We start from the raw sequence: 21,457 nt of genomic DNA on the forward strand, positions 1-21,457 counted from the left end.
GGGGCCATTCCCAACAATCTATTTGTCCTGCCTGAGTATCACAGTCGCGCCACTGGATTTTTTTCGTCCAATGGTGCGTCTGTTGTTCGTAATGGTGGAGGCGCGGGGAATTGAACCCCGGTCCAGAAGCCATCCATCGAAAGGCGACTACATGCTTAGTCGATTATTTTAGGATGACTCTCACGCGCCAATCGACAGGCTCATGAGTGTCCCCACCCGGCTGTGTTTAAACCAATCATCGCCATATGAAGAATGATTGATCGGTCCAGTTTAGTGGCGATGCCTTCCCAAAGACCTGGCTACCAAGGGTGCATCGTTAGCGGCATTAAGCTGCTAAAGCGTAATTTTCGTTGCCAATTACAAAGCGAAGGGTTTTTTACGAGGGCACTTCATCCCCGGCATGCTCCTCTGACTTCATCACCCCTGTCGAAGCCATGTCGCCCCCAACTGGTAACTGAAATTGTCAGAACCAAAGCAAACTTACTATACACTTTTCAGAATTGTTTGTTAATAAATTTCGTGGGGATAAACATACTCAGGAAGATTAAAGCGCATGCTCTTGCGATTACCAATCACGCAATACATGGGGTTTACAAAAATACAATTCTCTTCGGTGAGAAAAATACCTTCAAAACTTAACGGCAAAAATCTTCGATTAATAACAATATAGGCATTAGAAAAATCTACATCTTTTAACCCGATTAAACGCAAAGGTTGTAAATCAATAGAGCCATAAAATTTGAAATGCTGGAAAATAGTCATGTCTTCAAAATACTTGCCGTAAAAATAAACAGATTTTTTCTTAATATCAGGATCAAGCTTTATCATGTTCACGACATTTAAAACTTCTTTTGAACGTTTACCGGTTGTCTTAATCGGAATTGCGGCAAACACACAAAGCATAATGACTGAACTGTAAATAAATAATTTTGGCAAATCCACTTTGGCTTTATCAAAAACTTTATAAAGCGGCAAAGTCGCAACAATCGACAAGAACGGGTAAAACGGCAACAAGTAGTGCGGAAATTTAACACTAAAAAACGATAAAGGTACAATCACGCTTATTGCGATAAAAAATGAAAGCCATAAAACCGATTTTCCATACTCAGATAAACTTGAACTTTTATTAATCGTGAAAATAGAAATCAAAAAAGGAATAAAAGTCAGTGTAGATGTTTGAGTCACAACAATAAAATAAGCAAAATAATGATTAAGCTTAGTTGAGGCGAGATAACTCGCCTTCCATAAAAAGAACATCGTGTATGCACTTAAGCCATTAAAAGAAAAAATCGGTAAAAGTGGCAGAGCCAGAATGCACATTAATAATAAGAGTGCGTAATAAAAATGGCGCTCTTTAAGATAATCCCAATTACGTGTTAAAAAGGTCCAAAGTGTAACACCTAAGAAAAATCCAAAGATAATTGGCCCTTTAGTGAATACTCCAAGTGCAAAGAAAACTGCTGAACCATAAAAATATTTAGACTGCTTAAGCCCTTTAATAAAACAATAAAAAGTTGCCAGATAATATGTGACCAAAGGGACGTCGTGCATCAAAGCACCGTTCCATTTAGATGCACCAAAACAAATCACATGGGTGAAAAGCGTCATGAGACCAAAATTTCGATCTTTAATGGTCGTACCGATTTTATAAAGCAAGATATATGAAACAAATGAGCACAACATTGGGTACAAGCGTGCTGAAAAATCAGAGGGTCCCAAAATATTAAATGAAACCGCTGTTGCCCAATAGGTCAGCGGCATGTGATCAAAAATGTCTTTGATGTAATATTTAGAAATAAAAAAATGAAACCAATTGCCTGTTTCATAAATATTTTTGGCAACTGCGCTGTACCAAATGGTGTCGAGATTTCCACCGGGTTCCCACTTTTTCATAAAAACCATAACAAAAGCGCTTAAAATAGCCGCTTTGAGATAGGCATCCTGAAATATTGAGCGGACTTTTACCCGTAGATTTAACATAGTAGTTTATATTTAGATGGGGTTTTAAAGATTGTAAACTATAGAGTCTAGACAGACCCCTTCACCCCCCATATAGTAGTGGTTATGGAATCAACCGTTTCAATTTGGAAAAACTGCTTTTCTGAAGCACAAAACACACTTACCGAGTTTATAGGTCAGCCCAAGGTTTGGGAATCCTTAGAAAAACTCACACAAACCTTATTAAACACATTTGAAAATGAAGGCACCGTATTTAGCTGCGGAAACGGTGGCTCCCATTGCGACGCAATGCACCTTGCCGAAGAATTCACCGGTCGTTACCGAAAAGACCGAAAACCCATGGGCGCTTTAGCCCTCGGAGACCCGAGTCACGTCACTTGCGTAGGCAATGACTATGGTTTTGAGCATATTTTTGCACGTCAAATACAAGGCCTTGCTCGAAAGAATGACTGCCTACTTCTACTTTCAACAAGTGGTAATTCAAAAAATCAAATATTAGCTGTTGAGGCGGCAAAATCTAAAGGATTAAAAACAGTAGCCCTACTTGGCCGCGATGGTGGAAAACTTAAAAACTTAGTTGATCTAGCCATTGTGGTTCCGGCTCAGACAAGTGATCGCATACAAGAAATTCATATCAAAATAATTCATACTGTAATTGAAACCGTTGAGCGTAAATTATTCCCTGAGCTTTATAAATAATTTAAATTTGAATTATCGTACGCGAGTATTTTGATTAGGTGAAGGTTTATTCTCAATAGGCTTATCATTTTTTGCATAAAATCGAGCTAAAAAATCATTAACCTTCTTTATGAATTTACCGTATGCTTTTGATAAGCTGCTTTGGCCCGGAGCTTTTAATGCATGTTCTTCTAGTAATTCAAGACTATCTCTATGAGCCACCAATGATTCGGTCAACACTCTGACCTCTGAGCAATTTAAGGTGAGGTCTTTACACGTTGTTGTTTTTAATTGAGTCACGATAGAATTAATTATTGTTATTTCAGTTTCTATCAGCATCCGTAATTGTTCTGAAGTTTCTGCATGAACAGCATTTGTACTAAATAAAATAAATAATGTTAAAAACACTATCTTCATCAACCTATCTCTCACTCTTCAGAATTTTCAATGGGAGCACGCTGCCCCTTCACTTCAACAAATTCAATATTTTTTGGATTTTTAACTTCATCTTGATCAACGCTATCATTCACATGTGTACTAATAACAGGTTTTGGTTTTCCTACTTCTTTTGCATCGGCAGCTTCAGCCGCGTTTGATTTAGATTTCACAGCTTTACGTTTTTCAGCGCGCTTGATATCTGTCTGCTTTAAATCTTCTAATCGTTTATGTTCATCTGAATCATCACCCAAAGATTCAACTTTGCTATTCACAAAAGTCACATATTTGAGAACTTCAATATTGCGTTCATCACCCGTGTAATAGCGATAAGCCCATTTTTCTTTGCCATCAAAGCGTTCTGTGCGAACAGGAGAACCAACTTTTTCAAGTACTTCGTCTTTAGACATTCCCGGTTTAACACCAGTAAAGCGCTCAATAGGGGCCGATTGACAAGCAACCGAAGCCATAAGTGCAACAAAGCTAAGTGCAAAAATATAAGTAATAAGATTGTGCCGCATACCTAGTTATTAGTCGGCAGGAATGGTCTAGTTCTTAAGCTTAAAAAGGGCGCCATAAGTAGTTGATATTTATCATTTTTTTGTCCAAATTTAAATCACTTTTAAAATTTGCTCTGAGGCGTTGGTTTTGAACTAGGTGTTTGGGCTTTCTCAGGAGTTGTATACTGAGTTTCAATTTTTCTTTTAACACGACTTAATTGACCATCAAGGCCTTGCTCATTTTCTAAATCTTCTAAAGATTTCATCTTCACATGGCGATATTTTCGTTCGGCTTGATCGCCCTGTTCAGGATGTTCAAAACGGACATGTTCTTTTTCTGTTTTAAATTCTTTATAAATTCGTTTGAGATCATTGTTCTTTTTAATAATTTCTAATAACAATTCATCGCGCACTTTTGGATCACGGTTTTGATTTTTTTTAACAACCAACACCTGAATTTCTTCTTGGGCTGAATTGATTCGCGTAGCATAGCCCTTCAAATTGACTTCATGTCGGCCCCATTCGGCACCTTCAGCAGATAAAGAAAATAGAATGAAAAATAAAAAAACTTTCATACCCTTTATTAATTGTTGCGAATTCCAAATGATTTTAAATGGCAGATGTTTAAGTCTTCCCAACAATACAGTCGCCTTTACAGGATTCACATGATCCAAATGCAGCACTCCCTTTTTGATATTTGAAATTACCGCGTTAATGTCTAATCCAAATCTTTTATCACTAAGACAATCTGCTAATTGTTGACGCAGTTCAACTGTATCGACACCTGAAATTATAATGTCATACACAAGTGCACCCTGCCCTGTTGCGGGTAAACTTTGATTACCAAATTCTGCAATGTCTTTTAAATCAGGTTCGCTATCGGCCTGTAAAATATGAGTTACTGCTTGGGATCCATCTTCAACACTTTTTTCAACTTGAACTGTATCTGCCACAACTGGTGTGGCCTCAAACATATTAATCTCACCACATTGAGGGCAGGCCACCATTCCGAAGCCAGCTCCGTTTGGTAATGCGGAACCACACTTCAGACAGGTCGCCTGTTCATTCACGGCGAACCTGCTCCATGACATTTTTTATATTTTTTACCACTTCCGCACGGACACGGATCATTGCGACCAACTTTACCTTCATCACGAGTCACAGGTTTTGCCGGGCCCGCATCTTCACCGCGAGAAAAAGTCATACGCTGAGGTTTTGGTTGCGGCGCCATTTCTTTAATTTGCTCTTCTTTGGCAATTTGAATTTTCATCAAACGCTCAATAGTTTCAGTCTTGATTGAGTAATCCATTTGACTAAATAAACTAAACGCTTCTTTTTTGTATTCAATGAGAGGGTCTTTTTGACCATAGGCTCTAAGATTAATTCCCTCTTTAAGGTGATCCATATTGAGAAGATGTTCTTTCCAACGTGTATCGATGCTTTGAAGTAAAAGCATTTTTTGAACATCTTTAAACACGGGTCCAAGCTCAAGCTTTCGCGATTCATAGTGAGTATTCACACCATCTTTAACTGCTTTGGCTAATTTCTCATGGGTGAGATGCTCTGGATCAAGACCATTATCAAAACTTAGCTTCATGCCGAACTGCTGATTTAAAAATTCATTGAGACCGTCTAAGTTCCAATCACGGGGCTTTGCATCTTTACTCGCAAAATTGACAATGACCTCATCACCAAGTTCGCCCACCATTTCTTTAACCACATCATCAATACGATCGCCTTCAAGCACTTGGCGACGTAAGCCATAAATTGCTTCACGCTGAATATTCATAACATCATCGTATTCTAATAAATGTTTACGAATATCAAAGTTATGCCCCTCAACTTTTCGCTGAGCACCTTCAACCGCACGAGAAACCATTTTTGATTCAATGGCTTCATCTTCAGGAATATTGAGCATTCCCATAATTTTTTGAATACGCTCACCATTGAAAATTCTTAAAAGATTATCTTCAAGTGAGAGATAAAATCTTGTTGAACCTGGATCCCCTTGGCGACCCGATCGACCACGCAACTGATTATCTATACGACGACTTTCATGTCGCTCAGTGCCCACAATATGTAGACCACCAGCCGCGATAACCTCATCGTGTTCAACTTTGCATTGTGATTTAAAGCGCGCCATTACTAACGCAAAATTTTCGACATCATCACCGGCTTCAGCCCTTGCCATAAATTCTGGGTTTCCGCCCAAAACAATGTCAGTACCACGACCGGCCATGTTGGTGGCAATGGTGACAGCACCTTTACGACCCGCTTGGGCTACGATCTCAGCTTCTTTTTCGTGATGTTTAGCATTAAGAACCGTATGTCTTACACCCTGACGTTTCATCATCGATGACAAAAGTTCTGATTTTTCAATACTCACAGTACCCACAAGACACGGCTGGCCTTTTTCATAGCGCTCTTTTATGTCTTTGATACAAGCTTCGTATTTTGCGTTCTCAGTTTTATAAATAAGATCTTCAAGATCTTTTCGAATCATCGGTTGATTTGTCGGAATAACCACAACGTCAAGACTGTAGATTTTTTTAAACTCCGCGGCTTCTGTGTCGGCAGTTCCCGTCATCCCGGCTAGTTTATTATACATTCTAAAAAAGTTTTGAAATGTAACTGTTGCTAAAGTTTGATTTTCACTTGCAACCGTAACACCTTCTTTTGCTTCAACCGCTTGATGAAGACCATCGCTCCAACGTCGACCAGGCATTAATCGCCCAGTGAATTCATCAACGATAATGACTTCATCATCTTTAACCATGTATTCCACATCACGCTTATAAAGATAATGTGCTTTTAAACCCTGATAGACGTGATGAAGTAATTCGATATGTTGTGGATCATAAAGATTTTCAATATTAAGCAATCGTTCTACTTCGTGATTGCCATCTTCTGTTAAAGAAGCAGTTTTTGTTTTTTCTTCGATCTTAAAATGTACATCTGCTTTGAGTTTAGGAATAACTTGATTAACGAGGTAATATTTATCTGTGCTGTCTTCTGACGGACCTGAAATAATCAGTGGTGTTCGAGCCTCATCCACAAGAATAGAATCGACCTCATCCACAATTGCAAAATTATGTTCGCGCTGAACATAATTTGTTAAATCAAACTTCATATTATCTCGAAGATAATCAAAACCAAATTCGTTGTTTGTTCCGTAGGTGATGTCACTTCCGTAAGCCGCTTTTCTTTGAGCGTCTGTTAAATCATGAACAATGATGCCCACAGAAAGACCTAAAAATTTATACAGGCGCCCCATCCACTCAGCATCTCGCTTTGCGAGATAATCGTTAACAGTGACGACATGAACACCTTTGCCTGTTAGCGAATTTAAATAAGTAGGAAGTGTGGCAACAAGAGTTTTACCTTCACCGGTTTTCATTTCAGCAATATTGCCGCCATGAAGAACCATTCCGCCGATGAGTTGAACATCAAAATGGCGCATACCCAAAACGCGCCAGCTCGCCTCACGGCAAACTGCAAAGGCTTCAGGTAAAATCTGATCAAGAGTTTCGCCTTTTTGAAGTCGCTCTTTAAACTCAACAGTTTTAGCTTGAAGCTGACTATCGGTTAGAATCTTGATTGACGGTTCAAGTGCATTGATCTTTCGCACAATTGGTTGGTGAGATTTAATTACTCGCTCATTTTTTGTGCCAAAAACTGACTTTACGATATTTGTTAACAAAGTGGATTCTCCTTCAAAGATTGAATCAGTTTACTAAGATTATTTTGAAGAAGCAATCACTTGGCGCATGGCCTCATATATGACGATAGCCGCAGCATTTGAAAGATTAAGACTACGTATAGGCCCCCACTGAGGAATTCGTAGAGTTTGACCCTCGACTTCACGGAGCAACGCGTCGTTAAGACCTACGGTTTCTTTTCCAAAAACAAACCAATCCCCTTTTTCGTATTTCACATCAAAGAGTGTTCGACTGGCTTTTTTTGAGAAATAAAAAACCCGCTTGGGGTCATGAACATGTTTGAGCATTTCAGAATGATCTTTATGCTGAACGAGGTCGAGGTTTTCCCAATAATCAAGGCCCGCTCTTTTCACAGCTCGATCATCGATATCAAAACCAAGCTTGCCAATTAAATGTAGCCGACAAGCTGTACCCACACAGGTGCGTCCAATGCTTCCTGTATTATTAGGAATCTCGGGCTCAATGAGCGCTATATTAAAATTTGGATTTTCTAACTTCACTTAGGCAAGAAAGCGATAAACGTCGATGCCTAAATTTGTTAAAGCGAGTCTACGACCCTTGTCGACGATCAAACCTTTATTGAGAAGATCGCGATAGATATCGAGATTAATCGGAACAATGTCACGCCCTGAACTTGCACCCAACTTAAGAATATAACGTTTTTGTGAATCTGAGAGGTGCGTTGCAAGTGGAGGCTGTACTGTTAATATCTCACGATAATCGCCAGAGGGAATCAAAGTTGCTTCTTTAGGAAGTTTAAGTCTGTTTAATACATAAACAAAACTTGTTGTTGGTTTTTTACCACCATCAACTTGGATTTGTTTTTCCATTCTCATGTAGAGGCTTTTTTCTGGATTTGTAGGAGAATAACCTTCGAATTCATCTAGGAGTGCGATTACCTCTTTAAAATTAGTCAAAGTAAGAAGTTCCCCACGTACTGAACCTTCGCCTTCGACCATTGCAGGGTAACCAACGGGCAACCGATAAAGCTGGCCCTGACACGAAGCTGGCTTACAGTCTTTAACAACTGAAGAGAGCTTATTGTGGTGAACCATACCCTTCATCAATGAACCGTATACAAAGAGAGTATTCTTACTCATAAATCTCCTTACCTCACTTAAAAGAAAATAAAAGATAACCCTAAAACTACTAACAATGTTCCCATCACGCGGGACTCATTTTTTTCTAGCCACTCAAGCTTGAAGGAATTAAGCCCCTTAAGAGCCAAACCGCCAAGAATAACCATTCCAAGGGTGCTTAGTAGAGACATCGCGACACAGACTTGTAGGACTGCTGCAACTCCCATGGGGCCCAAGACTAAGAAAAACGGGGCCACCACTAAACACGGGCTCAATGCCAGCATCAAAATCAAAGATGAAGCTGCCATTCGTTCTGAAACTACATGGTGGGTGTGACGAAAACTCGAAAGAAAAAAACCACCACCAAAAGCGATCAAAATAAACCCTGGAACTATACCGTGAAGTGCTTCGAAACGCTGATCGATTTGATGACCTAAATAACCAACCAACAAACCTACGACAATTGTGGAAAGGGTATGTGCAAAAGCCCCTAATCCCAAGATCGTGAGTATCTTCTTAGTATTCCAACCTTGTTTTCTCCCAACGATTACAAATGGTAACCAATGATGGGGAACAAGCGCATGAATGAGAGAGATACTGACAACACCTGTCGCCAGCGTCGAAAAAGACACGGACATATAGAGGAGTTCATAGCAAATTATGACGCCTTACACAATAGTATTGTGCTAATGAGGGTCTTCAGATTTGAATTTATTTCACTTTCGCTTTTTCTTTTTAGCAGTTTTCTTTTTTGAACGACCGCCACCGCGACGCATTTTAGCTCGTGAAATATCACCCTGCTTATCGATGAAATAGAGAAAGCCATCTTCGCGCTTCACGCCAGCTTTAGCTACAACCTCAGCCTTGCCGCCGCCTTTTCCACCACGCGCCATTTTGACTCGTGAAACATTTCCTTTTTTGTCTAAATAATAGAGATAACCTTTTTGACGTTTAACACCGACTTTTTCGACTTTATTTGCCATATGTTCCCCCTTATTTCCTCTATTAGAAGTCAACTCTCAAGCGGGTTACAAGTAAATTATGGGTTCATTGTTGACGATCATCAAAAGGACAGGTGTAATTTTACCGCATGGACAACACTAATTTGGTTTTAACATTAATTGGCGCTTATCTGATTGGCAGTATTCCCTTTGGAGTCATTGTAAGCCGCTTCGTCAGTGGGCGTGATGTACGCGCACAAGGCAGTGGTAACATTGGAGCTACAAACGTAGCCCGCATGATGGGTAAAAAATGGGGTATTTTTGTACTTTTTCTCGATGGGCTCAAAGGTTTTTTGGTCGTGAAAGCAGTGGGCTGTTTTTTTACCGAAGATATTTTTTTACTTTCAAATCTAGCAGCCCTAGCGGCAATCGTTGGCCATTGTTTTCCCATTTATTTAAAATTTAAGGGTGGAAAAGGTGTCGCAACAGCACTTGGGGTTGTTACCGCACTCTCGCCATTAACACTTGGTGTATGTTTTATCGTGTTTGTCTTAGTCATAGGCATCAGCCGCACTGTAAGTTTAGCTAGCCTTGCAGCAGCATTAGCACTTCCCATAGTCGCTATGATTACCGAAAAAGATATTATGATTTTGGTTGCAGCGGCCATCACACTTTTGATTTGGTGGAAGCACAAAGAAAATATTAAAAGACTGGTTAATCGCCAAGAACCAAAGTTTTTTTAATTTTTTCTTGCTGGTTTAAGCTTCAAGACTTAAACCCATGAGAACATTAACGAGGATATAAAATATGAGCGACATGGGCAGTGGATACGTAGCATACATGGGACACCAATGGCTAACCATCGAAGGTGAAGTGATCACTATCGGAGTCATGGAAGAAGCCCTTGAAGAATTAGACACGATTATTAAAGTTGATCTGCCTCCTGAGAATGAATCTGTTGAGAAAGACGAAATTTGTGGCGAATTAGAAACAAAAGACGGTAGCCTTAATATATATGCACCAGTCGAGGGTACAGTTCTTGAAATCAATACTTCCGTCACAACAAACCCAGATCTCATTCATGAAGATCCTTACGGCGATGGCTGGATCATCAAAATCGAAGCTGCCAATCAAGACGATGTTAAAGAGCTCACCTCAGGTGCTAATTACGATAATTAGTTCACTTGTTTTATTTTTCGGTTTCGCCGAAGCATTTGCTCAAACAGTTCAAAAGATCGAACCACGACCCATCACTGATTTTGCATGCACAAAAGAATTTAGTAATAAATTAATTAAAGACCTACACGAATATTTAGTTAAACCCAACGCTGCAAATACACGAAGCATGAGTATTCGTATTTGCTCGGCTTCCCACGAGGGTGAAAACCCCTGCCCCTTTAATATAAATCAAGATCGAGTGGCAGAATTTGAAACTGCGGGTAATAAAAATCCATTAATCGTGCCTGTACTTGCCTGTGCAGTGAAAGTGGCCGATGGCGCCATTGCTGAAGAACTCAACGAACTTCAGGCAAAGTTGTTGGATAAACATATGCATAAATTTTTTGTGGCGTGGCAGACCATTCCCAAAGAAATAAAAAGTAAAGCACAGACCTTTGATGATTTTGCTTTAATTGCACCCGACTCACTTGATGATTATCGGAAAAAAATAAAAATTTATGAATCTCGCATTAAGCTTTTTGAAAATGTTCCTGTTAAACTTCGGCCAGAAGTTGCAAACGCACTTAATGAGATGAAGGAAATCGTTGCTAATGCTCGAGATGAGTTGCCCGAATCTCCAACGGGTGAAGTGCTATTTAAAGCTTCAAAATTTAGAGCTGTCTTCACAGATAAAATTATTCGCTTAAGTTCAGGTGATCCAAAAAAAGTGGCAATACTTGCCAATCAAGTTCTACAAAATGAGGGGCTTAGTTATAAAGTATATCTAAAAGGAACCAGTAATCATTGGAGTCTCTGCTCAACTTCGAGTGACAAAAATGATTGCCACATGGCTGATGTGGGCTTTAAAGCAAGCACTGATAGTTGCGGAAAATTCACCATTTTAGGTGCCCTGGCACAACTTCACGGGCTATGGATTTTATCTACATCTTCAAGTCAGTTTCGAGTCAATGCAAACAGTTATGTTTCACCGACAGCTGTGAAACTACAAAAATCTGAGAATGTGATTCGCTCTTGGAACATGCCAGAATTGTTTTATCCTGCGTACATTACCCCTGATTTAAAAACCATGTATTTTAAAACCATAATAAAATCTGACGTGGGGGGGAGACTAGCGGAGTTGCACTTACAAGTTCGTGATTATGCAGCTGTTCAATTTGTGGATCCAAGCGAATCGCTAAATAGTTTGATCCCCTTAACAGTTAAAACGGTTCAATCTATAAAAAGCCCCGAGGGTGTTAGCTACAATCTGCACCTACCAAAAAGCTGCAAATAAGATTTGAAAAAATTTTGTGGCGCCAAAAATGAGCTTTTTGTGACAAAACACGACGCTTTAACCCCTTCAAATCGTTGATAATTCACTGCTATATTTGGCACTCTTTGCATTTGATTAAATATCATGAAGGGCACTTTACTATTTCTAACTCTAGCTTTTGGATTACTTTCAGGCATTCCTGTATGGGCCACAAGTGCAACTTCTGCCCAATGCCATACTCAGCTCATATCACTTTTTAAAACTCAATATCGCGATCAATATATTTATAAATCTAAAGACTGTGACTCTAACTGTGGGCGATTTTTAAATTTTGTCGAATTACACAATCTTAATATCGATCAAACAAACGTGCTCATTATATCAAAACTTCCCCGCCGCTCTTCATTAATGACAAAACGCAATCCAGAGAATTGGCTCTCCCCCCACAACACGCGATCAATGAACACCCAGTGGAGCTTTCACTCCGTTATTGAATCCCAAGGTCATATTATTGACTTTGATTATAGCTCAAAACCAACTGTAGACCCCATAAACCAATACTTTCCTCATATGTTTTTGCCATATTGGAAATTCTTTTTAAATATGTCTGATAAAACTTTGTCTCATATTTATGTAAGAGAAATTCCGGGCGTTGTTTTTCGACAAAGATTTCAAGAGCAAGCAATTGAGGGCTTTCGGAACTGGGAAGAACTAGATAAATATCCGTTTGTAACAGTTGAAGACTATCTCAAAAGCAAAAACAAATTTTAAATATCGGCAGCTTCTTGGGGCTGGGGATTTTGTGCAGCCACAGGTGAGTCTGTGTTTTTCTCAGAAAACTCTGTTCCATCAAAGCGATAGATCTTACCCTGACCTTCCATCACCGTCTTGAGAGCCACAGGACGACCCCAGATGACAAAAAGACTCTTCATCGTTTCTGAAGTGTAATTGGGCTGTAGATCAACACCCTCATGTAGATGCACTAATAACAACTCACCACGATTTTCATAGTTTCCATCTACCACATGAATGATGGGTTGGCCCCAATTGGTAAGTTGAAATAAAAGTTTCTTTTTTATTTCTGGAAAATCACGGGTGTTAATTTCGTATTGACCCGTTCGACGATTAAACTGATAGACGAACATTTTATTTTCGACACAAAATTCTTCAGTCAAAAATGCATCAATAAAAGTTACGTCATTATAATTACGGCGTACTTCAAATATTTTTTCACGTCCTAGGCCCAAATCTTTATTCCAATTTTTTTTTGTAATGTAATCATCACATTCATCGTATTCTTTGCCAAATTTGCCTTTGTTCCAGCGATCTTCAATATGTTTATAAAGTTCTATGCCCAACTTGTACGGATTCAAGCGACCTTGTGACATGGCAACTGTTCCACTGTGGTGATCGGCGTAATCAACCACTTCGCTGTCTTTAAGCGCTTTTTGAGTCATGATTTTTGAATGCCAGTATGAAGCCCAGCCTTCGTTCATAATTTTTGTCATACCTTGAGGAGAATAATAATAAGCTTCATCTCGAATAATACTTAACACATCTTTTTGCCAAGGTTGAAGTGGCCCATAGTTCATCAAAAACAAAAGCACATCTTGTTCAGGTTTGGCTGGAAAATTTTGCTGTGCTTTTCTCTCAGTATTTATTTTTTCTTGTTGGCTCTTTACGAATTCATCAGGATTTATGTATGAATCCATGTAACTACGATCTGTTTTTAATAGCCGAACATGTTTTTCTGCCTCTGCAGGGTCACTCTCTTTATGTCGTTTTATAAAGGGGGAGTGGCGATCAATGAGATTTTCTAAAGAAAGACAACGATCAATAAATTCTTCAACAATATCATACCCAATGCGATCAATGTGGCGACGAATACGCGTTGAGTGATTCGCCATTGTATCCATCATTTTACGATTGGTATGATTGAACCATTGATTGTTTTTAAAAAAATCACAATGGCCGTATACGTGGGCCATAACAATTTTTTGGTCTACAAGTTCATTGGCCTCTAACAAATATGCGTAACAAGGATTATTATTGATAACCATTTCGTATATTTTTGATAACCCGTACGCATAGCTTTTTGAGAGTTTTTCATATTCCATACCAAAACGCCAGTGGGGGTAGCGCGTGGGAAACCCGCCATAGGCAGCAATTTCATTCATCTGATCATAATCAACCATCTCAAAAATGGTTTCATAGAAATCTAGACCGTAGTCACGGGCATGCTTTTCAATTTCTTCCTGAATTTTGGCATACTCTGGAGATAAATTCATTTACCCTTGCCTAAAAAATCTTTAATTGAATTATAAATTCCATCGCGACTTTCAATACGTGATGTGATGACTCGTTCGTCTTCTTTAAACTCACGCTCTAGATCTTTAATAAATTGACCGCTTCCGTACTTACTTTCCACTTGGCCATAACAAAATACGTTTGCAGCATTGAGCATTTTATCTTTGAGTAATTCCACACAAAACCTTGTGTCTTCTCCGCTCCAATTATCACCATCACTAAAGTGAAACGGGTAAATGTTCCACTCACTCACCGGATACTCTTCATCAATCATTTTCATAGCAAGTGAGTAGGCGGAACTAATAAGCGTCCCGCCACTTTCGCGTGTTCTAAAAAATGTCTCTTCATCTACTTCTTTTGCCGATGCATCGTGAATAATAAATCTGGTTTCAATTTCTTGGTATTGGGATTTAAGCCATGTATGAATCCAAAAAGTTTCTAAACGTACAATTTCTTTTTGTTCATCGCCCATGGAGCCTGAGACGTCCATCATGTAAATGATGACTGCATTACTTTGGGGTTTCTCAGCTAGTTTTGAACTTCGATACCGCATGTCTTTTCGCACGGGTACTATAATCGGATCATCCGGATTATACGTACCACTTGAGATCTGTCTTTTAAGTGCTTGCTTGTAGGTAGATTTAAAATGCCTCAAACTATCTGGCCCCACATTATGAAGACCTGTGTACTTTGTTTTTAATGAACTGATTTGACGTGAACCACGGGGCTGAATTTTTGGAAGCTGAAGTTCTTCACCTAAAATTTCAGCAAGCTCTTCAAAGGTTAACTCAACCTCTAAGAGATGCTCACCTTCAGCATTACCCGCTTTGCCAGCACCCTCTTCTTGATCACCACCAACCGTAGAACCCTGTTCACCCTCGCCTTGCCCCACACCACCTGAACTTTTTGGCCCGTATTGGAAGTGGGGTATTTCGATATGAGGAACAGGTATTGAAATAAAATCTTTTTCGCGCTTACCGATCATATCGGTTTGAGAAATATACTTTTTAAAATTACCGCGTATTTTTCCCTTAACGATATCTCGAAAGCGATTATGGTCTTGTTTAATATGAAGAATCATTCACATCCACCCGTTAGAGGTTATCCAACTTACTTACCTTTGACGTCTCCTCGTGCGAAGATGCTGGCTACATAGTTGAGAACATCGTTAGAGCAAATTTCGCAATAGCCATAGTCTTTGATCAAACGGCTCTTAACGATATCGATTTTCTCTTGGGTGTTTTTATCAACAACGCTTGTCACAAGACTAGCGAGCTTGATGCTGTCTTTTTGATCTTCAAAAAGTTTTAATTCTAATGCTTTATGAAGTCTTTCATTGGTTTTGTAATCAAACACTTTTCCGTCTACAGCAAGTGCTCCAATGTAGTTCATAATCTCACGTCTGAAATCATCTTTACGTGATTCAGGAATATCGATTTTATCTTCAATCGATCTCATGAGTCTTTCATCGGGTTCTTCATCTTGGCCTGTGTATTTATTTTTTACGCGTTCTTTTTGCGTATAGGCTTTAATGTTGTCGATGTAATTAGAGCAAAGTCTTGAAAGCGCATTCTCATCGGCACTGATCGCTCTTTGAACTTCACTCTTCACCATATCTTCGTACTCTTGTTTTACGACGGCTAAGAGTTCTTTATAAGATTTTTTCTTTTCATCACCGACGATCAAACTATGGTGCTTTAACCCACCTTCAAGTTCATTAAGAACCATAAATGGATTCACACAACCCATTTCACCATGTTTTGAGTTAACCAGTGCATTTGAGATTTTATCTTGAATGTACCGTGGTGAAATACCATCGAGGCCTTCACGAATTGCTTCTTTACGAAGTTCCTTCACATTGTCTTCGGTATAACCTGGCAATGATTTTCCATCGTAGAGTTTTAATTTTTGAAGTCTTGAAAGATTTGCCTTTTTGGGCATTTCAAGTCGGGTCAAGATTGCCCACATAGCAGCCGTTTCAATAGTGTGAGGCGCTATGTGTTTACCCTTAATTCTTTTTTCGTTAAAATCTTTTTTATAAATCTTAATTTCTTCTTTAAGCTTCGTGATGTAGGGAACGTCAATTTTTACAGTACGATCTCTAAGCGCTTCCATAAATTCGTTATTTTGAAGTCTTCTATACTCAGGTTCGTTTGTGTGACCCAAAATAACTTCATCGATATCGGTTTGTGCGAATTTTTTTGGTTTAATCTTATGCTCTTGTGATGCACCCAAGAGATCATACAAAAATGAAACGTCGAGTTTTAGTACTTCGATAAATTCAATGATGCCGCGATTAGCGATATTAAATTCACCATCAAAATTAAATGCTATTGGGTCAGAATCAGAACCATATTCAGCAATGCGACGATAGTTAATATCACCCGTTAACTCAGTTGAGTCTTGGTTTTTTTCATCTTTTGGTTGAAACGTTCCAATGCCCACTCTGTCAGCTTCGCTCAGCGTCAGCCTTTTAACTTCGATATGATTAAGCGCACGATTTACATCACCGCTGTATTTTGACATCAAACCTTTAAAGATAAATCTACAGGCAGGGCACAAATCACCAGATGATTTGATTTTATATTTTGATTTTCCACCACGATTAAGTTCATCAACAATTTTATCTCTGATCTCAAGGGGAACCAGATGCAAAGGCTCTTCATGCATGGGGCAAGGAAACTCTGTGATTCCCTTTCCTAGTAAGCCATGTTTTTCAGCGCCCGTGTCAGTCCATGTAAATGTGTAAAGTGAACCTTCTTCTGTTTTTGAATACATCTCAATGCCATGTTTTAGAAGTCTTGCGATTGTAGATTTAGAACTTCCTACAGGACCATGAAGAAGGATGACCCTTCTTTCGGTTCCATACCCTTCAGCTGCTGAACGAAATGCATTCACTAATTTCATAAGCGGAATATCAAGACCGTAAACAGCATCTTTGCCATTATTTCTCTCGTCATCAAAAAATTTGTAGTGCGTGATTTTCTTTTTAAACTCTGTGTACTCAGAAGACCCGTATGCGACGATCATGTCGTACATACGTTGAAACGCTGTGCGTGTGATCTCGGGATGTTCTTTTACGATATTTATATAATCTGCAAACGAACCTTTCCAGTTAAGGTCTTTGAATTTTTCAGTTGCTGCAAATTGGCTAATTAGCCCATGAATATCAACGCTGGATCTTGTCATCGTAATGTCTCCCTGAGAGGCCATGTGACAGGAATGCCTCTCTATGATTAATTATCCGACTATAGAGAGATTTTATCAATCTTGTTTGCGAGACTCTGGAACAGAAAAACTTTGAAAACCCTCAGGGACTTGCAGCACCATTAAACGCTCTGCATTAGACACAGTCTTTTGCCAATTGGTGTAATAAAATTTTAAAGCAACGTGACGCTGCGGCAGTTCTAATATAACTTTTGTGGCTCGACCCGCCAAAAGTCCAGTTGTAGCGCGTTTTTCCCAACGAACAATATATTGAGCCCCACCAACTGAGCCCGCACATTCTGAAGTAAAACCTGCTTCTGTCTTACATTGAGCATTTTTAATACTTTGTTCATTCAAAAGTGAAATCAAAGTCGACGCATCAATTGATAACGGAAAAACTGGATCTAATGCGTGGGGGTTTGGTTTACCTGAGTAATATTTTTTATCGCGATATAATACATATTCAATTTTTTGATCATTCAAAAGTACAGAGGCCAAAGGTAAATCAAGAGTTGTAGTGACATCAAGCCGCACAGTTTTACCACTGAGAACGTATATATCAGATTTTAATTTATAAGATTTTCCATTGCGCTCAACAAACAAGTTAGCCGAATACATTTGAGATACATTATTTAATTGAGGTGTGGCATCGTCTGTTGGCTTTTGTGTCGTCGCACATGCAGAAATAAAAACAAAAAGTATGACGAGGCTTTTACGGAGTAGGCTGCGTTGAAGCGGGCTCTCGTCCAGTGGATGGAGGCGCTTGAACAGCGATATCGATGTTAGCAATCTTTTGCTTAATCTTGACGATGGTTTTCTCATCATTTTCAAGTGTAAGCGCACGAATATACATTTGGCGAGCTTTATCACGAACACTGTATCGCAAATAAACATCACCTAAGTGCTCAGCAATTATTGATTCGTCTGGCTTTAATTTATAAGCGCTTTCTAATACCACGATAGATTCTTTAAAATGACCTTTTCTAAATAGAATCCAACCCAATGAGTCAGTAATATAAGCGTCATTTGGTTTTAGTTTTAGAGCTTTACGCACTAACGCTTCTGCTTCATCTAAACTTTGATTCATTTCAGCTAATGTATAACCCAAATAATTAAGGGCTTGCACATGATCTGGATTAATTTCCAAGGTCTTTCTAACAGAAAGTACTCCTGCATCACGTTGGCCAGCTTTATCTTGCATGCTGCCTAAGTAAAAATAGAGTTGGTCATCTTTTGGAAATTTCTTAACAGCGCCTGTCAAAACCTCAACAGCTTTTAGATGTTGTTTTTTATCATCTAAGAGTGATGCATAAAAACTATAAAACTGAGGTACATCAGGTTTTTTTAGAATAGCGTCTGACATTGTCGAAATAGCTTTTGTATAGTTGTCTTGAAGTTTATGTAAATAGGCCGCGTGAACAGCTGCTTCAGAATAAAGTGTACTTGAGGGCTTAATCGTTTCAAATTGTTCTATTGCTTCTGGATACGCCTTAATCTCTTCATACACAGCAGCTAGGTAGAATCTAATTTTTTCAGAATCAGGAGCTAATGATAAAATTTGTTTTAGCTTAGTAATTGCTGAGTCATATTTTTTCTGTTCAATTAAAATTAAAGCCATCTTAACTTTTATATTTAAATTATCACTCTCTTGCGCTTCGACAATTACGAATTGCTTATAAGCTTCTTCGTATTCATCCATTTCCATGTATAGCTTGCCCAGTGCATTTGCGACTTTAAGTGAAGGGCCATGCTTTTCTTGGTAACTGCGATAGAGTTTCACAGCTTTTTCATTTGCCGCGTTTTGTTCATAGAGATAACCCAATGCCATCACACTTTCTAAAAACTCAGGTCTTTCTTCTATCGAACGCTTAAATGCCTCTTCTGCTTCTTTGTTGTTCTTGCGATCAAGTTCAACACGCCCCATGTAGTAGTAGGCTAAGTGTGCTTGCTTTTTAGTTTTTGCAACTTTTTTAAAGTGATCAATACTTTCTTCAAATTTTTTATCTTCAGCTAGTAATGCGCCAATGTATAAAGAAGCCTCTGTGTTTTCAGGGTCAGATGATAAAACAAAACGGTATTGCTCAAGTGCTTTTCCATAGAGTTTTGTTGAACTGTAAAGCCCACCCAAAAGAAGTCTGGCATCAACATAATTTGGGTCAAGATCAACAGCCGATTCAGCTTGATCAACCGCTTGCACGAGTTGGCCTTTTTTCACCAATTCAGCAGCTAGTTTTAGTCTTATGTGTGGACTGGTTGGATCATAAACAAGGACAAGTTTGTATTCATCAATGGCACGGCCCACTTCGCCTTCAAGCGCATATGCTTCTGCGAGGGTAAAGTGATAATCTGCTTGCGTACGCATGAAAACCGGGTCAATAACTGTACCGTCAGCATTTGTTTGTGGAGCTGTTTTGAGATCTGGCTTTGCAGGCTTTGCTGCTTTGACGAGTTGGGCATCTGGCGAATTATTTTTTTGTACTCGCGTTGTTGAACAAGCTGTCAGTGATAAAACACTTACAGAGATTAGGACTGAAAAAAACGTCGGCGCCCGACCCATGGAATTCCCTCTTCATTGAAACGGAAGTGCTTAAGAGGCTGGTGCTCTTCCCGGACTTCAAATCCGGTGTCAGGTTCAAACCTGTGGTGGGTTCGATTCCCATTCGCTTCCGCCAGTTTTTCTGGTCAATAAAGTGATCGGCCGATGCGTTTAAAATCTTGACGATAATTTGTACGGAATTTGAGAAATTACGAGAATGATGTCTAGTAGACGAAGAACTAGCTTTGTTTTTAATGTGGAGGCATTGCAGGGGATCTTATGCGAAAAGCAATGATGCGTCGACGTATGTGGGGACGGTATTATCTTCCTCTAACGCTTCTTTTTAGTTTGGGATGTGGATTCATAAATTATAATGTTAATGGCACAATCCGACCCGTGCTACTTGCGCTCGATACTAATAATCGCCGAATTTTGATTTGGAATTCTATTCCGACTATTAACAACCAACCCGCCGATCTAGTTATTGGTCAACCGGACTTTGTTACAACACTGACAAGCTCAAGTCAGCAGGTCCTAGGCTATCCCCTCGGACTCTATGTTGATGCAAATCGTATGTACGTCTCTGACTACTCAAATAATAGGATCTTGATTTGGAACGTAATTCCAACTTCTAGCTTTGTCCCCGCTAATGTTGTATTGGGCCAAAATGATTTCTCATCAGTAACGGCTAATACGGGACTGGCAAATCCGACAGCCCAAACTCTCGCTGCACCAGTAGGTCTTGCTGCGAAAAATGGTAAATTATATGTTGCTGACGAAAATAACAAACGTGTTTTGGTCTGGAATACCCTTCCAAATTCTAATTTTCAGGCAGCAGATGTAGTGGTCGGTCAAACGAGCATGAGTGGCTCAGCGCCAAATGGAGCCGGTGTTCCAGCTGGCCTTCGAAATCCAATAGGCCTTTATAGCGACGGAATAAAACTCTTCATTGCAGATCGCACAAATAATCGCGTACTGATTTGGAATCAGATACCATCGACCAACGGAACCCAAGCCGACATTGTTTTGGGACAAACTGATTTTAATACGGTGACTCCGAATACAGGAGGTCGATCAGCAGGTACCATGAACCTTCCATCGAGTGTTTTTTATGATGGAACCCATCTTTACGTTACCGAAATAAACAATAATCGCATTCTCATATGGAATTCTCTGCCTACGGCCAATGGGCAACCAGCAGATGTGGTACTTGGTCAAGTTAGCTTTACCGTAGGTGCGTCTAATCAAGGTTTATCCGCGCCCACCTCGCAGACATTGGCAAGTTCTTATGGTGTGTGGACCAATTATGGTCAGCCAGGTGTGTCGCGCCCTGCGGGTTATTAAATTTGAGTCAAAGGCAGATCCGGTAGACGAAGAACTAGCTCTGTTTTTAATAACGCTTTCAACCGAAGAGAACAATGTCTGTTGTTCATTCGGGCCTCCGAATCAAGTGGAGGCATTCCATTTAGGTATGAGCCATCAGATTGATATTTAGGCTGATTTTCTTGGATAGCTATAAGTGGATTCTAAAGGTAGTTAAGGAAGAGGGTTTGAAATAGAGCTGTTGATCCGTGCAGTGTGAAATGATTTAAGGTTAGCGCGAATATATGCGCATGAATATTTAAGTACGAATATGATGAGCGAAAATATTTTTTAATTTTAATA

The 21,457-nt window shown here is 39.4% G+C and carries 20 protein-coding genes, 1 tRNA gene and 1 other RNA gene; 7 read left to right on the top strand and 15 right to left on the bottom strand.

Annotated features, from left to right (window positions below):
* Positions 1-92 precede the first annotated feature (92 nt).
* Together ssrA and SGI74_14520 are read right to left on the bottom strand one after the other, a co-directional pair.
* Positions 93-445: a transfer-messenger RNA gene (gene ssrA / locus SGI74_14515) on the bottom strand.
* A 62-nt stretch (positions 446-507) separates the two neighbouring features.
* Positions 508-1,980, bottom strand: a complete 1,473-nt coding sequence (locus SGI74_14520; GenBank protein ID MDZ4678708.1) for a glycosyltransferase family 39 protein — start codon at positions 1,978-1,980, stop codon at positions 508-510.
* Positions 1,981-2,064: 84 nt separating this feature from the next.
* On the opposite strand from SGI74_14520, the gene gmhA reads away from it, so the two are divergent.
* A complete protein-coding gene (gene gmhA / locus SGI74_14525) occupies positions 2,065-2,658 on the top strand; it encodes a D-sedoheptulose 7-phosphate isomerase (GenBank protein MDZ4678709.1) in 594 nt (197 codons plus the stop codon).
* A 12-nt stretch (positions 2,659-2,670) separates the two neighbouring features.
* Here gmhA and SGI74_14530 read toward each other — a convergent pair whose 3' ends face one another.
* The 8 genes from SGI74_14530 to SGI74_14565 form a co-directional block, all read right to left on the bottom strand.
* The gene (locus SGI74_14530) at positions 2,671-3,054 is read right to left on the bottom strand and encodes a hypothetical protein (protein ID MDZ4678710.1); all 384 of its coding nucleotides are present in this window, start codon (positions 3,052-3,054) and stop codon (positions 2,671-2,673) included.
* 11 nt (positions 3,055-3,065) lie between these two features.
* Positions 3,066-3,593 carry an outer membrane protein assembly factor BamE gene (gene bamE / locus SGI74_14535; GenBank protein MDZ4678711.1) on the bottom strand — a complete coding sequence of 176 codons (528 nt, stop codon included), beginning with the start codon at positions 3,591-3,593 and terminating at the stop codon, positions 3,066-3,068.
* Positions 3,594-3,694: 101 nt separating this feature from the next.
* Positions 3,695-4,642 (bottom strand): hypothetical protein, encoded by a 948-nt coding sequence (locus tag SGI74_14540; GenBank protein ID MDZ4678712.1) that lies wholly within the window; start codon positions 4,640-4,642, stop codon positions 3,695-3,697.
* Positions 4,639-7,272 carry a preprotein translocase subunit SecA gene (gene secA / locus SGI74_14545; protein MDZ4678713.1) on the bottom strand — a complete coding sequence of 878 codons (2,634 nt, stop codon included), beginning with the start codon at positions 7,270-7,272 and terminating at the stop codon, positions 4,639-4,641. Before secA ends, SGI74_14540 begins: the two co-directional genes overlap by 4 nt.
* Positions 7,273-7,311: 39 nt before the next feature.
* Positions 7,312-7,791, bottom strand: coding sequence for a tRNA (cytidine(34)-2'-O)-methyltransferase (locus SGI74_14550; protein ID MDZ4678714.1), 480 nt, complete (start codon positions 7,789-7,791; stop codon positions 7,312-7,314).
* Positions 7,792-8,391, bottom strand: coding sequence for a gamma-glutamylcyclotransferase family protein (locus SGI74_14555; protein ID MDZ4678715.1), 600 nt, complete (start codon positions 8,389-8,391; stop codon positions 7,792-7,794).
* 17 nt (positions 8,392-8,408) lie between these two features.
* Entirely contained in the window at positions 8,409-9,008 is a 600-nt protein-coding gene (locus tag SGI74_14560; protein MDZ4678716.1) for a hypothetical protein, read from the bottom strand.
* A 78-nt stretch (positions 9,009-9,086) separates the two neighbouring features.
* Positions 9,087-9,353: a hypothetical protein gene (locus SGI74_14565; GenBank protein ID MDZ4678717.1), complete on the bottom strand. Its 267-nt coding sequence runs from the start codon at positions 9,351-9,353 to the stop codon at positions 9,087-9,089.
* A gap of 107 nt (positions 9,354-9,460) precedes the next feature.
* On the opposite strand from SGI74_14565, the gene plsY reads away from it, so the two are divergent.
* The 4 genes from plsY to SGI74_14585 all read left to right on the top strand — a co-directional run bounded on the left by plsY (position 9,461) and on the right by SGI74_14585 (position 12,513).
* Entirely contained in the window at positions 9,461-10,054 is a 594-nt protein-coding gene (gene plsY, locus SGI74_14570) for a glycerol-3-phosphate 1-O-acyltransferase PlsY (protein MDZ4678718.1), read from the top strand.
* Between the two features lie 64 nt (positions 10,055-10,118).
* On the top strand, positions 10,119-10,490 hold the full coding sequence (locus SGI74_14575; GenBank protein ID MDZ4678719.1) for a glycine cleavage system protein H: 372 nt from the start codon (positions 10,119-10,121) through the stop codon (positions 10,488-10,490).
* Complete coding sequence (locus SGI74_14580; protein ID MDZ4678720.1) at positions 10,471-11,763, top strand: hypothetical protein; 1,293 nt, start codon at positions 10,471-10,473, stop codon at positions 11,761-11,763. The genes SGI74_14575 and SGI74_14580 overlap by 20 nt, the downstream gene beginning before the upstream one ends.
* Positions 11,764-11,886: 123 nt before the next feature.
* Positions 11,887-12,513, top strand: coding sequence for a hypothetical protein (locus SGI74_14585; protein ID MDZ4678721.1), 627 nt, complete (start codon positions 11,887-11,889; stop codon positions 12,511-12,513).
* On the opposite strand, the gene SGI74_14590 is transcribed toward SGI74_14585, so the two are convergent.
* The 5 genes from SGI74_14590 to SGI74_14610 all read right to left on the bottom strand — a co-directional run bounded on the left by SGI74_14590 (position 12,510) and on the right by SGI74_14610 (position 19,813).
* A complete protein-coding gene (locus SGI74_14590; protein MDZ4678722.1) occupies positions 12,510-14,030 on the bottom strand; it encodes a SpoVR family protein in 1,521 nt (506 codons plus the stop codon). The genes SGI74_14585 and SGI74_14590 overlap by 4 nt on opposite strands.
* Positions 14,027-15,130, bottom strand: a complete 1,104-nt coding sequence (locus SGI74_14595; protein MDZ4678723.1) for a DUF444 family protein — start codon at positions 15,128-15,130, stop codon at positions 14,027-14,029. The genes SGI74_14590 and SGI74_14595 overlap by 4 nt, the downstream gene beginning before the upstream one ends.
* A 29-nt stretch (positions 15,131-15,159) precedes the next feature.
* Positions 15,160-17,238 (bottom strand): serine protein kinase, encoded by a 2,079-nt coding sequence (locus tag SGI74_14600; protein MDZ4678724.1) that lies wholly within the window; start codon positions 17,236-17,238, stop codon positions 15,160-15,162.
* A 75-nt stretch (positions 17,239-17,313) separates the two neighbouring features.
* On the bottom strand, positions 17,314-17,874 hold the full coding sequence (locus SGI74_14605; protein MDZ4678725.1) for a hypothetical protein: 561 nt from the start codon (positions 17,872-17,874) through the stop codon (positions 17,314-17,316).
* A gap of 94 nt (positions 17,875-17,968) precedes the next feature.
* A complete protein-coding gene (locus SGI74_14610) occupies positions 17,969-19,813 on the bottom strand; it encodes a tetratricopeptide repeat protein (protein MDZ4678726.1) in 1,845 nt (614 codons plus the stop codon).
* Between the two features lie 22 nt (positions 19,814-19,835).
* Between SGI74_14610 and SGI74_14615 the strand changes: the two genes are divergently transcribed.
* Together SGI74_14615 and SGI74_14620 are read left to right on the top strand one after the other, a co-directional pair.
* Positions 19,836-19,928: transfer RNA gene (locus SGI74_14615), tRNA-Sec, on the top strand.
* A 143-nt stretch (positions 19,929-20,071) separates the two neighbouring features.
* Entirely contained in the window at positions 20,072-21,136 is a 1,065-nt protein-coding gene (locus SGI74_14620) for a hypothetical protein (protein MDZ4678727.1), read from the top strand.
* Positions 21,137-21,457 lie beyond the last annotated feature (321 nt).

The organism is Oligoflexia bacterium (genome assembly GCA_034439615.1).
GTDB lineage: Bacteria > Bdellovibrionota > Bdellovibrionia > JABDDW01 > JABDDW01 > JAWXAT01.

Excerpts from the sequence above, each read along its gene's own strand:
- SGI74_14600 (MDZ4678724.1), bottom strand. The coding sequence starts at position 17,238 with ATGACAAGATCCAGCGTTGATATTCATGGGCTAATTAGCCAATTTGCA.
- SGI74_14520 (MDZ4678708.1), bottom strand. The coding sequence starts at position 1,980 with ATGTTAAATCTACGGGTAAAAGTCCGCTCAATATTTCAGGATGCCTAT.
- SGI74_14530 (MDZ4678710.1), bottom strand. The coding sequence starts at position 3,054 with ATGAAGATAGTGTTTTTAACATTATTTATTTTATTTAGTACAAATGCT.
- gmhA (MDZ4678709.1), top strand. The coding sequence starts at position 2,065 with ATGGAATCAACCGTTTCAATTTGGAAAAACTGCTTTTCTGAAGCACAA.
- SGI74_14610 (MDZ4678726.1), bottom strand. The coding sequence starts at position 19,813 with ATGGGTCGGGCGCCGACGTTTTTTTCAGTCCTAATCTCTGTAAGTGTT.
- SGI74_14590 (MDZ4678722.1), bottom strand. The coding sequence starts at position 14,030 with ATGAATTTATCTCCAGAGTATGCCAAAATTCAGGAAGAAATTGAAAAG.
- SGI74_14575 (MDZ4678719.1), top strand. The coding sequence starts at position 10,119 with ATGAGCGACATGGGCAGTGGATACGTAGCATACATGGGACACCAATGG.
- SGI74_14585 (MDZ4678721.1), top strand. The coding sequence starts at position 11,887 with ATGAAGGGCACTTTACTATTTCTAACTCTAGCTTTTGGATTACTTTCA.
- bamE (MDZ4678711.1), bottom strand. The coding sequence starts at position 3,593 with ATGCGGCACAATCTTATTACTTATATTTTTGCACTTAGCTTTGTTGCA.
- SGI74_14555 (MDZ4678715.1), bottom strand. The coding sequence starts at position 8,391 with ATGAGTAAGAATACTCTCTTTGTATACGGTTCATTGATGAAGGGTATG.
- plsY (MDZ4678718.1), top strand. The coding sequence starts at position 9,461 with ATGGACAACACTAATTTGGTTTTAACATTAATTGGCGCTTATCTGATT.
- SGI74_14605 (MDZ4678725.1), bottom strand. The coding sequence starts at position 17,874 with ATGTATTCGGCTAACTTGTTTGTTGAGCGCAATGGAAAATCTTATAAA.
- SGI74_14560 (MDZ4678716.1), bottom strand. The coding sequence starts at position 9,008 with ATGTCCGTGTCTTTTTCGACGCTGGCGACAGGTGTTGTCAGTATCTCT.
- SGI74_14565 (MDZ4678717.1), bottom strand. The coding sequence starts at position 9,353 with ATGGCAAATAAAGTCGAAAAAGTCGGTGTTAAACGTCAAAAAGGTTAT.
- SGI74_14620 (MDZ4678727.1), top strand. The coding sequence starts at position 20,072 with ATGCGAAAAGCAATGATGCGTCGACGTATGTGGGGACGGTATTATCTT.
- SGI74_14595 (MDZ4678723.1), bottom strand. The coding sequence starts at position 15,130 with ATGATTCTTCATATTAAACAAGACCATAATCGCTTTCGAGATATCGTT.